Origin of the sequence: Actinospineispora eucalypti (assembly GCF_039543365.1) — a bacterium.
In the GTDB taxonomy this organism is placed as follows: Bacteria; Actinomycetota; Actinomycetes; order Mycobacteriales; family Pseudonocardiaceae; genus Pseudonocardia; species Pseudonocardia eucalypti.
Map to the genome: position 1 here is coordinate 98,486 of NZ_BAABJP010000039.1, position 14,528 is coordinate 113,013.

Genomic DNA, 14,528 nt, shown 5'->3' on the forward strand with positions numbered 1-14,528 from the left:
CGCACCAGGGACACGAGCGAGGTGGCGACATGACAGCGGTGGCACCGGAACGGACCCGACCCACCAGGGCGGGTCGCCCGAGCCGTACGACCGGATCCGGCCGCCCGGGACGGACCGGTTCCCGAGCCGATTCCCGGGGCGCCTCCCGGGCGTCGGACCAGCGGGAACCGGCGGGTGCGGTGGGCAAGGCGTACGCGCGGCGGGCCCGTCGGCTCGGTGTGGACGGGGGCGCCGACCGCGCGGCGGCCGGGCGTTCCCGGTTCGTTCTGCTGGTGATGGTGCTGCTCGGCTCGGGTCTGGTGGCCTCGCTGTGGCTGTCCACCACGGCGGCGGCCGACTCCTACCGGTTGGACAAGGCGCGGCTGGCCGCCCGTGAGCTGTCCGAGCGCAGCGAGCAGCTCCGGATGGACATCACCTCGATGGAGTCGGCCCCGGCGCTGGCCCGCTCGGCGCGCCAGCTGGGCATGGTGCCGGCCTCCGACGTGGCCCGGCTGGTGGCCCGGCCGGACGGCTCGGTGCAGGTCGTCGGCACGCCGAAGGCCGCGGTGGCCCCGGCGCCACCGCCCGCTCCCGCGCAGCCCGCTCCCGCCGTCCCGTCCCAGCACACAGCGACCCAGAACCCGCCGACCCAGAACGCGCCGTCCCAGGCCGGCGCGGGCACCGGAGCGGAGCCGGGGGTCAGCGCGCCGTGACCCGTGCCGCCAGCCCGACCCGCCGACCCGGCGCGCCGCCGAACCCGCCGCGCCGGCGCCCGAAGAACCGGGCGGACGCACGTGCCGCCCAGCGCGGGCGGTTCGTGGCCGGCCGGTTCATCCTGGTCGCGATGCTGGTGGTCGCCGGGCTGAAGCTGGTGACCGTGCAGGTGGTGGACGGGGACCGGCTGCGCACCGAGGGGGACCGGCAGCGGGTGACCCCCCTGGTGCTGCCCGCCGACCGGGGCTCCATCCTGGACCGGCACGGCACGCCGATGGCGTTCAGCGTGAAGGCCAAGGCGCTTACCGCCAACCCGTTCCTGATCTCCCGCAACCAGGGCGCGAACGCGATGGCGCGCAAGACCGAGATCGCGCTGGGCGTGGCCGGCCTGACCGGTCAGGACCCCAACCAGGTCTACGCGGCGCTCAACACGGACAAGCACTACGTGGTGCTGTCGCCGCTGGTCGAGCCCTCCGTGGCGCGCGCGGTCACGGAGAAGTTCGTAGAGGTCGGGCAGGAGGACCGGGAGGCGAGGCAGTATCCCGGCGGCCCGCTCGCGGCGAACGTCATCGGTGCCGCCTCGTGGAACATGGACCAGCGGAAGCTGCACGGCCTGGTGGGCCTGGAGGCGGCCGCCGAGAACACCCTGGCCGGTGTCGACGGCAAGCGGGTGGTGGACACCGCCAGCGGCAGCAACACGGTCATCCCGGGCAGCCAGCGCGCGGAGAAGCCGGCCGTGGCCGGCGCCAACCTCCAGCTGACCCTGGACGCCGACCTGCAGTACACGGTGCAACAACAGCTGACCGCCTACACCGCCGCGCACGGCGCCAAGAACGGCAGCGCGGTGGTGCTGGACGCGAAGACCGGCGAGGTCCGCGCGCTGGCCAACAGCAACACCTTCGACCCGAGGAACATCGCCGACGCGAACTCGGCGCAGATGGGCAACGCGGCGGTGACCACGCCGTTCGAGCCGGGTTCGGTGAACAAGATCGTCACCATGGCGGCCGCGCTGGAGTCGGGGCTGGCCACACCGGACTCGGTGACCGACGTGCCGGACCACATCAAGGTGGCCGACCGGGTGGTGCACGACGCCTGGGAACACCCGGCCGAGCGGTTCACGCTGACCGGGATCCTGGCCCGCTCGTCCAACGTGGGCACGCTGATGACCGCGCAGAAGGTCGGACCGGACCGGTTCTGGGAGATGCTCACCCGGCTGGGGATCGGCCAGCGCACCGACGTCGGCCTGCCGGGGGAGAGCCCGGGGCGGGTGCCGCCGAGGGCGAGCTGGTCCGGGTCGACCTTCGGCAACCTGCCGATCGGCCAGGGCCTCTCCATGACCGTGCTCCAGCTGGCCGGGATGTACCAGGCGGTGGCCAACGACGGGCTGCGGGTGCCTCCGCGCATCGTCGACTCCACCATCGGCCCGGACGGCGTGCGGCGGGCGGAGGCCCGGCCGGTTCCGGTGCAGGCGATGACCCCGCAAACCGCGCAGACGCTGCGGCGGATGCTGGTCGCGGTCACCCAGAACGGCCGGGGTACGCAGCGCGGCACCGGCCCGGACGCGGCCATCCCGGGTTACCGGGTGGCGGGCAAGACCGGCACCGCCCAGCAGGTCAACCCGGCCTGTGGCTGCTACTCGTCGTCCAGCTACTGGATCACCTTCGCGGGCATCTTCCCCGCTGACCAGCCCCGGTACGTGGTGGCGATCATGCTGGACGCGCCGACGCACGGGCAGAGCGCCGCGGGCCTTTTCCACGACATCGCATCCACCCTGGCCCAGCGCGACCGCATCCCGGTGACCACCGAGCCGACCCCCATGCAGCAGCTCGTCCTCCCATAGCCCCGCGCGGGCGTCCGCCGCTGCCGGGACACCGCTGGACGAAGATCAGCGGGCGAGCCGGGGGTTCTGAAACCTTTCAGAGCCTCCCCGGCCGCCCGCTGGTCGCGCGTGCCCGGGTGTTGTAGCAGGTGCGGGGGTGGGGCGCGGGGTGGATGGGCACCCCGAGGGGGCCGATCCGCGCGCCGGTAGCCTTCCGCGACGTGCCCCCGACACCGATCGCGGCCGCGCTCCCCGCGGCTCCGCGACCAGCGCGAGCCATGCCCACAGGGCTGGCCCGGCTGGCCGCGCTCGCCGGTGTGCCGGAGGGCGACCGCCCGGCCGAGGGGACGGTCACCGGCGTGACCCTGCGCACCCAGGACGTGCGCCCCGGTGACCTGTTCGCCGCGCTGCCCGGCGCCCGCGCGCACGGCGCGGACTTCGTCGGGGCCGCGCTGGCCGCCGGTGCCTCGGCGCTGCTCACCGACCCGGCCGGGGCCACCCGGCCCTCGGTTGCCCAGGCCCCGGTGCCGGTGCTGGTGGTGGACGACCCGCGAGGGGTGCTGGGGAAGCTGGCCGCCGCCGTCTACGGCGACCCGACCGCCCGGCTCAAGGTGCTCGGGGTGACCGGCACCAGCGGGAAGACCACGGTCAGCTTCCTGGTGGACGCCGGCCTGCGCGCCGCCGGGCACACCACCGGGCTGCTCGGCACGGTACGCACCACGATCGCCGGGCAGCGCTGGGACTCCGCGCTGACCACGCCGGAGGCGTCGGACCTGCAGGCGCTGTTCGCGGTGATGGCCGAGCGCGGCGTCACGCACGCGGCGATGGAGGTGTCCAGCCACGCGCTGGCCCTGCACCGGGTGGACGGCACCCGGTTCGCGGTGGCCGCGTTCACCAACCTGTCCCAGGACCACCTGGACTTCCACCGGGACATGGAGAGCTACTTCGCCGCGAAGTCCGCGCTGTTCGACGGCCGGGCCGGGGAAGAGGTGGTCAACGCGGACGACCCCTGGGGCCGCCGGTTGATCACCGAGGACACCCTGACGGTGTCCGCCGCCGGGCGGGTCGACGCGGCCTGGCGGGCCGAGGCGGTGCTGCCCACCCCGGACGGCGGCCAGCGGTTCGTCGCGGTCGCCCCTTCCGGGCGGCGTACCGAGGCGACGCTCGCGCTGCCCGGCGCGTTCAACGTGGCCAACGGGCTGCTCGCGCTGGCCTGCCTGGACCGGCTGGGCGTGCCGGCGGAGGCGGCGGTGGAGGGCCTGGCCACCGCGTCCGTGCCCGGCCGGCTGGAGCGGGTGGACGCCGGCCAGCCGTACCTGGCCGTGGTGGACTACGCGCACAAGCCGGCGGCGGTGGCCGCGCTGCTGGACACCCTCAGCGCCCGCGTGGTGGGCACCGGGGGCCGGCTGCTGATCGTGCTGGGCTGCGGCGGCGACCGGGACGCGGCGAAGCGCCCGCTGATGGGCGCCGAGGCGGCCAGCCGGGCGGACCTGCTGGTCATCACCGACGACAACCCGCGGGGCGAGGACCCGGCCACCATCCGCGCGGCGATGCGGGCCGGCGCGCTGGCCGCCCCGCCCAAGGGCGAGGTCATCGAGGTGGGCGACCGCCGCGACGCGATCGCCGAGGCGGTCCGCCGGGCCCGCGCGGGGGACGTGCTGGTGGTCGCGGGCAAGGGACACGAGTCCGGGCAGCTCATCGGCGCCGAGCGCCGGCCGTTCTCCGACGTGGACGAGCTCGCCTCGGCAATTCGCCGTCTGGAGTCGACTAGATGATCACGATGTCCCTCGCCGAGGTGGCCGAAGCCGTGGGCGGCCGGCTGCACCGGGCGACCGGTGGCGAGCCGGTCAGCGGCACGGTGGAGTTCGACTCCCGCAAGGTCACCCCGGGCGGACTGTTCGTGGCCCTGCCCGGCGAACGGGTGGACGGGCACGACTACGCCACCGGCGCGCACGCGGCCGGCGCCACCGGGGTGCTCGCCGCCCGGCCGGTGGACGCCCCATCGGTACTGGTGGACGGCCCGGACCCGAACGCGGCCGTGCTCGGCGCGCTGTCCGCGCTGGCCGCGCACGTCGTACGCCGGCTGCCGGGCCTGGAGGTCGTCGGGCTGACCGGGTCTTCCGGCAAGACGTCCACCAAGGACCTGGTGGCGGCGGTGCTGCGCCCGCTGGGCGCCACGGTCGCCCCGCCCGAGTCGTTCAACAACGAGCTGGGCCACCCGTGGACCGTGCTGCGCGCCGACGCCGGCACCCGGCACCTGGTGCTGGAGCTGGCCGCGCGCGGGGCCGGGCACATCGCCTCGCTGTGCGCGGTCGCGCCGCCGCGCATCGGCGTGGTGCTGAACGTGGGCCGTGCGCACCTGGGCGAGTTCGGCTCGCCGGAGGCGGTCGCCCGGGCGAAGGGCGAACTGGTCGAGGCGCTGCCGGCCGAGGCGGACGGCGGGGTGGCGGTGCTGAACGCGGACGACCCGAGGGTCGCCGCCATGGCCACGCGCACCCTGGCCAGGGTGGCGCGGTTCAGTCTCAGCGCGGCCGACGCCGACCTGCGCGCCGTCGAGGTGCGCCTGGACGACACCGGCCGGGCGGGGTTCCGGCTGGTCAGCCCGGCCGGCGAGGCCAGGGTGCGGCTGCGCGCGGTCGGTGCGCACCAGGTGTCCAACTCGCTGGCCGCGACGGCGGTCGGGCTGGAGCTGGGCGCGAGCCTGGACCAGGTCACCGCCGCGCTGGAGGCCGCCGAGCCGGCGTCCCGCTGGCGGATGGAGGTCACCGAACGCCCGGACGGCGTGATGGTGATCAACGATGCGTACAACGCCAACCCGGAGTCGATGCGCGCCGGGCTGGAGGCGTTGGCGGCGATAACCGGCACCGCCCGCAGGGGGTGGGCGGTGCTGGGTGCGATGGGGGAACTGGGGGAAGCAGGTCCCGCCGCGCACGCCGAGGTCGGCCAACTGGCCGCGCGACTCGGGGTGCGGCGGCTTCTGGCGGTAGGCCCGGACAACTATCAGCAGGGCTACCGCGCTGGGTGTGGGGAGGAGTCGATGGTCGTGCCGGATGTGCCGACGGCGCTGGAGGTACTCAACGAGCGGCTGCGGCCCGGTGACGTGGTGCTGGTGAAGGCGTCCAGGGCGGCCGGGCTGGAACGGGTGGCGGCCGGTTTACTGACCAACCCGGTCCCGGGAGAGCGCCGGTGAAGGGAATCCTGATCGCCGCGGCCGTCGCGCTCGCGGTGTCCATCCTGGTCACGCCCTACCTGATCCGGTTCTTCGCCCGGCAGGGTTTCGGCCAGGAGATCCGGGCGGACGGCCCGGCCAGCCACCAGTCCAAGCGGGGCACCCCGACCATGGGTGGGGTGGCCATCCTGGCCTCCATCTGGGCCGGCTACCTGGCCGCGCACCTGATCTCCGGTGAACAGGGCGGCGGGCCGACCGCGTCCGGCTGGCTGGTGCTGATGCTCACCACGGCGCTGGGGTTCGTGGGTTTCGCGGACGACTTCATCAAGCTCCGCCGGCAGCGCAACCTGGGGCTGAACAAGACCTCCAAGCTGGTCGGCCAGCTGCTCACCTCGGTGATCTTCGCGGTGCTCGCGCTGCGGTTCGCCAACTCCTCCGGGCTCACCCCGGCGTCCACCCGGCCGTCCTTCGTGCGGGACATCCTGGTGCTGTCCTTCGGGGCCATCGGGTTCGTCGTGTTCTGCTACATCCTGGTCGCGGCCTGGTCCAACGCGGTCAACCTGACCGACGGCCTGGACGGGCTGGCCGCGGGCACCGCCGCCATGGTGCTGGCCACGTACGTGATCATCTCTTTCTGGCAGTTCCGCAACACCTGCCTGCCGCCCGAGGCCAACCCGGGCTGCTACTCGGTACGAGATCCGCTGGACGTGGCGATCGTGGCCGCCGCCGCGATGGGGGCCTGTATCGGTTTCCTCTGGTGGAACGCCGCGCCCGCGCGCATCTTCATGGGCGACACCGGTTCGCTGGCGCTGGGCGGCCTGATCGCCGGGCTGTCCATCGTGACCCGGACCGAGCTGCTGCTGGTGATCATCGGCGGCGTGTTCGTGGTGGAGGCGCTGTCGGTCTCGTTGCAGATAGTGGTGTTCCGGGCGACCCGGCGACGGCTGTTCCGGATGGCTCCGTTCCACCACCACTTCGAGCTGGCCGGCTGGGCGGAAACCACGGTGATCATCCGGTTCTGGCTGCTCGCCGCCATGTGTGCCGCCGGCGGCCTGGGCATCTTCTACAGCGAGTGGCTCGCCGAGTCCACCGGTGGATAGCGGGCCGCGCCCCATGCATTACGTCTGCCTCATCGGTAACAGAGAGCTCGAGAGTCCGGAAAACGCACTTGCCGCTTCCGGCATGGAAACGCCGTTATGCGTGCCGGAAGCGGCAAGTCGTTTCCGCGACCTCCCACATAGAGGCTGGAGTGAAGGGGCCACCGCGGCGGACGAGGGCGGCGGGGGCGGGTTAACACGGTGATGCTCACGGACCTGCGCGACCGACCGGTGCTGGTCGCCGGGGCGGGGGTGTCCGGCCTGTCCGCCGCCGCCGCGCTGGCCGAGCTGGGTGCCCGGGTCACCGTGGCCGACGGCGCGGCCGACCGGCTGGCCGAGCTCCCAGACGGGGTAGAAGGCGCGCACGGCATCGACACCCCGCCGCCGGGCACCGCGCTGGTGGTGACCAGCCCGGGCTGGCGGCCGGACGCCCCGCTGCTGGCCGCCGCCGCCGGCGCGGGCATCGAGGTGATCGGCGAGCCCGAGCTGGCCTGGCGGTGGACCAGCCCCGGTGGCCCCGCCGACAGCGGCAGCCCGCCCCGGTGGCTGGCGGTGACCGGCACCAACGGCAAGACCACCACGGTCGGCATGCTGGAGTCGATCCTGCGCACCGCCGGCCGGGACGCCGTGGCCTGCGGGAACATCGGCACCCCGGTGATCGACGCGGTGCGGGCGGGGCACCGGGAGCTGGCCGTCGAGCTGTCCAGCTTCCAGCTCTACTGGTCGCCCTCGCTCCGGCCCGCCGCCGGCTGCCTGCTGAACATCGCCGAGGACCACCTGGACTGGCACGGCGGCATGCCCGGCTACCTGGCCGCCAAGGTGCGCGTGCTGACCGGCGAGGTCGCGGTGGCCGGGGTGGACGACCCGGTGCTGGCCGGCGCGCTGGCCAACGCCCCGGCCGCCCGGCGGGTGGGCCTGACCATGGGCGAGCCGGCCTCGGGGCAGCTGGGGCTGCGCGACGGGAAGCTGCTGGACCGGGCGTTCGGCGCGGACGAGGAACTGATCGCTGCCGAGGACGTGCGGCCGGGCGGCCCCACCGGGTGGGCGGACGCGCTGGCCGCCGCCGCGCTGGCCAGGGCGGCCGGGGTGACGCCGGGCCAGGTCGCGGACGGGCTGCGGGCGTTCTCCCCGGGGCCGCACCGGGGCGCGGTGGTCGGCGAGGTGGCCGGCGTCCGGTACATCAACGACTCCAAGGCGACCAACCCGCACGCCGCCGCCAGCGCCCTCTCCGGGCACCCCCGGGTGGTCTGGCTGGCCGGCGGGTTGCTCAAGGGTGCCTCGGTTACCGAAGTGATCCTTCAACACGCACATAGGTTGGTCGGCGTAGTCCTAATGGGTACCGATCGAGGGATCATTCGTGACGCGTTGTTGCGACACGCGCCGAATGTCCCGGTCGCGGAGATCCCTCAAGGGGAACATGAGGGTATGACCGACGGGGTACGGCTGGCCGCCGCGATGGCCGCTCCAGGAGATGTTGTTTTACTTGCTCCGGCCGCGGCTTCTCTGGATCAGTACCCCAGTTATGCCGCTCGGGGACGGGCGTTCGAGGAGGCCGTCCGGGCCCTCGCGGCGGCCCGAGGGTGACCGCCACCCGAACCAGCGCACGCCGGACCGAGGGAGTGCGCTCGGCCCTCCACGGCGTCAGGAGCGGCCGGCAGGGTGCACGCCGGGCCCACGCGGCGCTCACCGCCTGGCTGGCCCGCCCGCTCACCTCGCTGCACATCGTGCTCGGCGTGTTCGGCCTGCTCACCCTGCTCGGCCTGGTGATGGTGCTCTCCGCGTCCAGCGTGGAGGCCTACGCGGCGGACGGGTCCTCCTACGCGGTGTTCGGCCGGCAGCTGGTCTTCTGCCTGATCGGGCTGGTCATGTTCTGGCTGGGCATGCGCATCCCGCCGAAGGCGCTGCGGGCGCTGGCGCCGATCCTGCTGGTCGTGTCGGTGATCCTGCTGGTGCTGGTGCTGATCCCGGGGATCGGGCAGGTCCGGGGCGGCGCGCGCAGCTGGTTCGATCTCGGCCTGGCCTCGGTGCAGCCCGCCGAGATCGCCAAGGTGGCGATGGCGCTGTGGGGCGCGCACGTGCTGGCCGCCCGGCAGCGCATGCTGGGCAACTGGCGGCAGGCGCTGTCCCCGGTGGTGCCGGTGGCGATCGTGCTGTTCACGCTGATCGTGGTGGAGCCGGACCTGGGCACCGCCGCCTCGCTGGCCATCGTGGTCTACGCGCTGCTGTTCCTGGCCGGGGCTCCGCTGCGGCTGCTCATCGCGCTGACCGTGGGCGGCCTGGCCGGCGGGATCATCCTGGGGCTCTCCGCCGGCTACCGGCAGAGCCGGATCACCGCCTTCCTGTCCCCGGACTCCGGTGACCCGCTCGGCGCGACCTACCAGGCCCGGCAGGCGCTCTACTCGCTGGCCGACGGCGGCCTGTTCGGGGTCGGGCTCGGCCAGGGCCGGGCCAAGTGGTCCTACCTGCCGAACGCCCACAACGACTTCATCTACGCCATCATCGGCGAGGAACTCGGTATGGTCGGCGCGGTCGCCGTGCTGACGCTGTTCGGCTTGCTCGCCTACGTCGGGCTGCGCATCGCGGCGCGCAACACCGACCCGTTCCTGAAGCTGGTCGCCGGCACGCTCACCGTGTGGATGGTCGGCCAGGCCGTGATCAATATTGGCTACGTGGTGGGCCTGCTGCCGGTTACCGGTATCCCGCTGCCGCTGGTGTCCTCGGGAGGTTCTGCCCTGGTGACCGCGATGTTCGTCGGTGGCCTGCTCGCCAACGCGGCCCGGCACGAGCCGGAGGCGATCGCCGCGCTGCGTACGCAGGGGCAGGGCCGGATGGCCCGGATGCTCGGCCTCGGCCTGCCCGAGCCGTACCGCAGCCCGCGTTCGTCGTCTTCAAACCCGCCCGCCACCCGCCCGCCCGCCACCCGCGCGCCCGCCACCCGTACTTCCGCTCCGAGGGTCCCGGCCCAGGACCGGTCGGCCGACTCCCGGCGCCGGGCCACCGGAGGCGGCGCCGTGCCCAGACAGAGAGGCCGCCGATGACCGCGCCGCTTTCCGTGGTGATCGCCGGGGGAGGCTCCGGCGGCCACATCCTGCCCGCGCTGGCCTTCGCCGACGCGGTCCGCCGGCTGCGCCCGGACACCACCGTCACCGCGCTGGGCACCGAGCGCGGCCTAGACCGGACGCTCATCCCCGCCCGGGGCTACCCGCTGGAGCTGATTCCGCCGGTGCCGCTGCCCCGCAAGCCCACCGTCGACCTGCTGAAGCTGCCGACCAAGGTGCGCGACTCGGTGCGCCGCACCCGGGAGGTGCTGGACCGGGTGGGCGCCGACGTGGTCGTCGGGTTCGGCGGCTACGTGGCGCTTCCCGCCTACCTGGCCGCCCGCGGCCGGGTTCCGATCGTGGTGCACGAGGCGAACGCGCGCGCCGGGCTGGCCAACAAGGTGGGCGCCAAGTTCGCCGCCCGGGTGGCCACGGCGGTGCCGGAGACCGGGCTGCCCGGTGCCGTGCACGTGGGGATCCCGCTGCGCACCCAGATCACCGGCCTGGACCGGGCCGCCCTGCGCGCCGAGGCGCGGGAGCACTTCGGCCTGCCGGCGGACGCCCCGGTGCTGCTGGTGTTCGGCGGCTCACAGGGCGCGCGCACGCTCAACAACGCGACCACCCAGGCGGTGGAGGAGCTGACCGCCGCCGGGGTCGCGGTGCTGCACGCGTACGGCCCGAACAACGCCCCGGCGACCCCGGTCCCGGTGCCGGCCGGCGGGCGCTACGTCGGCCTGCCCTACCTGGAGCGGATGGACCTGGCCTACGCGGCCGCCGACGCGGTGCTGTGCCGTTCCGGGGCGATGACCGTCGCCGAGGTGTGCACGGTGGGGCTGCCGGCGGTGTACGTGCCGCTGCCCCACGGCAACGGCGAGCAGGCGTTGAACGCGGAACCCGTGGTGCGCGCGGGCGGCGGCACGCTGGTGCCGGACGCCGAGCTGGACGGCGCGCGGCTGAGCGCCGAACTGCTGGGCCTGCTCACCGACCCGGCCCGGCTGGCCGCGATGAGCGAGGCGGCGCGCCGTTCCGGGCACGCCGGGGCGGACGAGGCGCTGGCCAACCTGGCCTTCGAGGCGGCGGGCCGATGAGCACGGGGCTGGACCGGGTGCACCTGATCGGCATCGGGGGCGCCGGGATGAGTGGCATCGCGCACATCCTGCTGGCCAGGGGCGCGGCGGTGTCCGGCTCGGACGCCAAGGACTCCCGCACCGTGCTGGCGCTGCGGGCCAGGGGAGCGCGCATCGCGGTCGGCCACGAGGCGGCCAACCTGACCCAGCTGGACGGCCCGCCGACCGTGGTGGTCTCCACCGCGATCCGGCCGGACAACCCGGAGCTGGTGGCCGCGCGCGCCCAGGGCCTCCCGGTGCTGCACCGGTCCGAGGCGCTGGCCGCGCTGATGGCCGGCCGGCGGGTGGCCTGCGTGACCGGCACCCACGGCAAGACCTCCACCACCTCGATGCTCACGGTGGCGCTGCAGCACTGCGGGCTGGACCCCTCGTTCGCCATCGGCGGCGACCTCACCGTGGCCGGCGCCGGCGCACACCACGGCGAGGGGGACATCTTCGTCGCCGAGGCCGACGAGAGCGACGGCTCCTTCCTGCGGCTGCGCCCCTCGGTCGGGGTGGTCACCAACGTGGAGGCCGACCACCTGGACCACCACGGTGACGAGGCCGCCTACGCGCGGGCGTTCGAGGACTGGTTGACCCGCATCGAGCCCGGCGGTGCGCTGGTGGCCTGCGCCGACGACCCCGGATCCAAGAACCTGGCGGTGAAGGCCGAGGCGGCCGGCATCGCGGTGCGGCGCTACGGCCGGGCCGCGCCGGCGCTGCCCGGCAACGCGCGGCTGGTGGACTACCGCCCGGCCGGCGCGGGCGGGCGGTTCAAGATCCTGCTGACCGGCGAGGACGGCCCGGTCGAGCACGAGGTGGAGCTGCCGGTGCCCGGCGAGCACATGGCCGCCAACTCGGTGGCGGCGCTGCTGGCCGGCATCGAGCTGGGCGCCCCGGTGGACGGCCTGGTCGAGGGCCTGGCCGGCTTCTCCGGGGTGCGCCGGCGCTTCGAGTTCAAGGGCAAGGCCGCCGGCGTGGCGGTCTACGACGACTACGCGCACCACCCCACCGAGGTGGCCGCCCAGCTGACCGCCGCCCGCCAGGTGGCCGAGCGCCGGCTGATCGTGGCCTTCCAGCCGCACCTGTACTCCCGCACCAGGGCGTTCGCCGCCGAGTTCGGTGCCGCGCTGGCCCTGGCCGACCAGGTGGTGGTGCTGGACGTGTTCGGCGCGCGGGAGGACCCGGAGCCCGGGGTGAGCGGTGCGCTGGTGGCCGACGCGGTGACCCTGCCGGCGGACCGGGTGCACTACGTGCCGCGCTGGGCCCAGGTGCCCGAGGTGGTGGCCGGCCTGGCCACCCCGGGGGACCTGGTGATCACCATGGGCGCCGGTGACGTGACCGTGCTGGGACCCGAGGTGCTCACCGAGCTGGGGCTGAGAGATGGCCGGGAGAGCCGGGAGGGCGCGCCGGAGGCCGCCCGATGACCCGCGCGGCCCTGGACGGCGAAGCGGCCCGGTACCGCAGGCGGCGGCTGCTCGCGCTGGTGCTGCTGGTGGTGCTGGTGGGTTTCGGGCTGGTGGTCGGCGCGCGTTCGCTGCTGCTGCACGCGACCCGGTTCCGGGTGGCCACGATCGAGGTGGTCGGCACCTCGGCCGGGCCGGCCGGGCTGGACCCGGCCAAGGTGCGCGCGGCGGCCGGGGTCACCGCCGGAACCCCGCTGCTCGCGGTGGACCTGGAGAACGTGAAGCGGCGGGTGGCCAAGGTGTCCGAGGTCGCCTCGGTGGACGCCGGCCGGCGCTGGCCGAACACGCTGCGCGTGACGGTGACCGAGCGCACCCCGGTCGCGCTCGCATCCTCGTCGACCGGCCCGCGTCTGGTGGACGGGACCGGCCTGGCCTACCAGGCGGCGCCCGCCCAGCGGCCCGGTCTGCCCCGGCTGGCCGCCGACCGCGTGGCGCCCGGCGACCCCGCGACCCTGGCCGGGCTGGCGGTGCTGACCTCGCTGAACCCGGCGCTGCGGGAGAAGCTGCAGGTGGTGGAGGTGGCCGGGCCTTCGGCGGTGACGCTGCGGATGGCCGACGGGCGACAGGTGAGGTGGGGTTCGTCGGACGATTCGATCCGAAAAATGGCGGTGCTGAACGTATTACTGAGCCAACCCGGCAGCATCTACGATGTGAGCGCGCCGGACCTCCCGACGATCCGGCGTTGAGCACCCTGGGTAGAGGCGGATAGGCGTCCGGCGCGCCTGCTGGATTACGGCCGATGCCGACCCTACCGTTCTGGTGCGAGGTCGGCGGCTGGCGCATAGCTCAGTCTCTGGTCGAGGTTGAGCAGTGTGATTACGCCAGTTAGGAAGGTGCCGCGTATGACCCCCCCGCACAACTATCTTGCGGTGATCAAGGTCGTCGGCATCGGCGGCGGCGGCGTCAACGCGGTCAACCGCATGATCGAGGTCGGCCTCAAGGGCGTCGAGTTCATCGCGGTGAACACCGACGCGCAGGCCCTGCTCATGTCGGACGCCGACGTGAAGCTGGACATCGGCCGCGAGCTGACCCGGGGACTGGGTGCCGGGGCCAACCCGGACGTGGGCCGCAAGGCCGCCGAGGACCACCGGGAAGAGATCGAAGAGGTGCTCAAGGGCGCCGACATGGTCTTCGTGACCGCCGGCGAGGGTGGCGGCACCGGCACCGGCGGCGCCCCCGTGGTGGCCAGCATCGCCCGCAAGCTGGGCGCACTGACCATCGGCGTGGTCACCCGGCCGTTCACCTTCGAGGGCAAGCGGCGCGCGGGCCAGGCCGAGGACGGCGTCACCGCGCTGCGCAACGAGTGCGACACGCTGATCGTGATCCCGAACGACCGGCTGCTACAGCTGGGCGACGTCGGCGTCTCGCTGATGGACGCGTTCCGCTCGGCCGACGAGGTGCTGCTCTCCGGTGTGCAGGGCATCACCGACCTGATCACCACGCCCGGTCTGATCAACCTGGACTTCGCCGACGTGAAGAGCGTGATGTCCGGCGCGGGCAGCGCGCTGATGGGCATCGGCTCGGCCCGGGGCGAGGGCCGCGCGGTGCAGGCCGCCGGCAAGGCGATCAACTCGCCGCTGCTGGAGGCCTCCATGGACGGCGCGCACGGCGTGCTGCTCTCCGTGGCCGGCGGTTCCGACCTGGGGCTTTTCGAGATCAACGAGGCGGCCTCGCTGGTGCAGGAGGCCGCGCACCCGGAAGCCAACATCATCTTCGGGACGGTCATCGACGACTCGCTCGGCGACGAGGTGCGGGTGACGGTGATCGCCGCCGGGTTCGACTCCGGCACCCCGACCCACAAGAAGCTGGACCCGGCCGCCTTCCGCACGCCCCGGGCGTCGGACAAGGGCGGAACCGGTACCGGTTCGGGCGCCGGGTCGCCCTCCCCGGGGCCGCCGCAGAAGCGACTGGTCGACCCGCCGTCCGGCGGCGGAGCCAACGGCACCGGCCCGTCGAGCGGCTCGATGCGCTCACCCGGCATCCCGGCCCAGCCACCGCAGCCCCGCTCGGCCTCATCGGTGGCCCCGCCTCCCATGAGCGCCGCCCGCACCGTCCTCGACCTGGACGACGACGACGTGGACGTCCCCCCTTTCATGCGCCGCTGACCCGACCCACCCGTCGGGTGCGGTTGGGGTGCGGT

Annotated in this window: 11 protein-coding genes; all 11 read left to right on the forward strand. The window is 74.2% G+C overall.

Going from position 1 to position 14,528, the window contains the following annotated elements:
- Nucleotides 1–29 precede the first annotated feature (29 nt).
- The 11 genes from ABEB12_RS30275 to ftsZ all read left to right on the forward strand — a co-directional run bounded on the left by ABEB12_RS30275 (nucleotide 30) and on the right by ftsZ (nucleotide 14,493).
- Nucleotides 30–692 carry a septum formation initiator gene (locus tag ABEB12_RS30275; protein ID WP_185065330.1) on the forward strand — a complete coding sequence of 221 codons (663 nt, stop codon included), beginning with the start codon at nucleotides 30–32 and terminating at the stop codon, nucleotides 690–692.
- Entirely contained in the window at nucleotides 689–2,533 is a 1,845-nt protein-coding gene (locus ABEB12_RS30280) for a peptidoglycan D,D-transpeptidase FtsI family protein (protein ID WP_345703270.1), read from the forward strand. Before ABEB12_RS30275 ends, ABEB12_RS30280 begins: the two co-directional genes overlap by 4 nt.
- Nucleotides 2,534–2,790: 257 nt before the next feature.
- Complete coding sequence (locus ABEB12_RS30285; RefSeq protein WP_185065331.1) at nucleotides 2,791–4,287, forward strand: UDP-N-acetylmuramoyl-L-alanyl-D-glutamate--2,6-diaminopimelate ligase; 1,497 nt, start codon at nucleotides 2,791–2,793, stop codon at nucleotides 4,285–4,287.
- On the forward strand, nucleotides 4,284–5,702 hold the full coding sequence (locus ABEB12_RS30290; RefSeq protein WP_185065332.1) for a UDP-N-acetylmuramoyl-tripeptide--D-alanyl-D-alanine ligase: 1,419 nt from the start codon (nucleotides 4,284–4,286) through the stop codon (nucleotides 5,700–5,702). The genes ABEB12_RS30285 and ABEB12_RS30290 overlap by 4 nt, the downstream gene beginning before the upstream one ends.
- Nucleotides 5,699–6,781 carry a phospho-N-acetylmuramoyl-pentapeptide-transferase gene (gene mraY / locus ABEB12_RS30295; RefSeq protein ID WP_185065333.1) on the forward strand — a complete coding sequence of 361 codons (1,083 nt, stop codon included), beginning with the start codon at nucleotides 5,699–5,701 and terminating at the stop codon, nucleotides 6,779–6,781. Before ABEB12_RS30290 ends, mraY begins: the two co-directional genes overlap by 4 nt.
- Before the next feature lie 201 nt (nucleotides 6,782–6,982).
- Nucleotides 6,983–8,362 carry a UDP-N-acetylmuramoyl-L-alanine--D-glutamate ligase gene (gene murD, locus ABEB12_RS30300; RefSeq protein WP_185066142.1) on the forward strand — a complete coding sequence of 460 codons (1,380 nt, stop codon included), beginning with the start codon at nucleotides 6,983–6,985 and terminating at the stop codon, nucleotides 8,360–8,362.
- Nucleotides 8,359–9,816, forward strand: coding sequence for a putative lipid II flippase FtsW (gene ftsW, locus ABEB12_RS30305; RefSeq protein WP_345703271.1), 1,458 nt, complete (start codon nucleotides 8,359–8,361; stop codon nucleotides 9,814–9,816). The genes murD and ftsW overlap by 4 nt, the downstream gene beginning before the upstream one ends.
- Entirely contained in the window at nucleotides 9,813–10,904 is a 1,092-nt protein-coding gene (gene murG, locus ABEB12_RS30310) for an undecaprenyldiphospho-muramoylpentapeptide beta-N-acetylglucosaminyltransferase (protein ID WP_185065334.1), read from the forward strand. Before ftsW ends, murG begins: the two co-directional genes overlap by 4 nt.
- Complete coding sequence (gene murC / locus ABEB12_RS30315; protein WP_185065335.1) at nucleotides 10,901–12,349, forward strand: UDP-N-acetylmuramate--L-alanine ligase; 1,449 nt, start codon at nucleotides 10,901–10,903, stop codon at nucleotides 12,347–12,349. Before murG ends, murC begins: the two co-directional genes overlap by 4 nt.
- Nucleotides 12,346–13,074, forward strand: a complete 729-nt coding sequence (locus ABEB12_RS30320; RefSeq protein ID WP_185065336.1) for an FtsQ-type POTRA domain-containing protein — start codon at nucleotides 12,346–12,348, stop codon at nucleotides 13,072–13,074. Before murC ends, ABEB12_RS30320 begins: the two co-directional genes overlap by 4 nt.
- A gap of 156 nt (nucleotides 13,075–13,230) precedes the next feature.
- Nucleotides 13,231–14,493 (forward strand): cell division protein FtsZ, encoded by a 1,263-nt coding sequence (gene ftsZ, locus ABEB12_RS30325; RefSeq protein WP_185065337.1) that lies wholly within the window; start codon nucleotides 13,231–13,233, stop codon nucleotides 14,491–14,493.
- Nucleotides 14,494–14,528 lie beyond the last annotated feature (35 nt).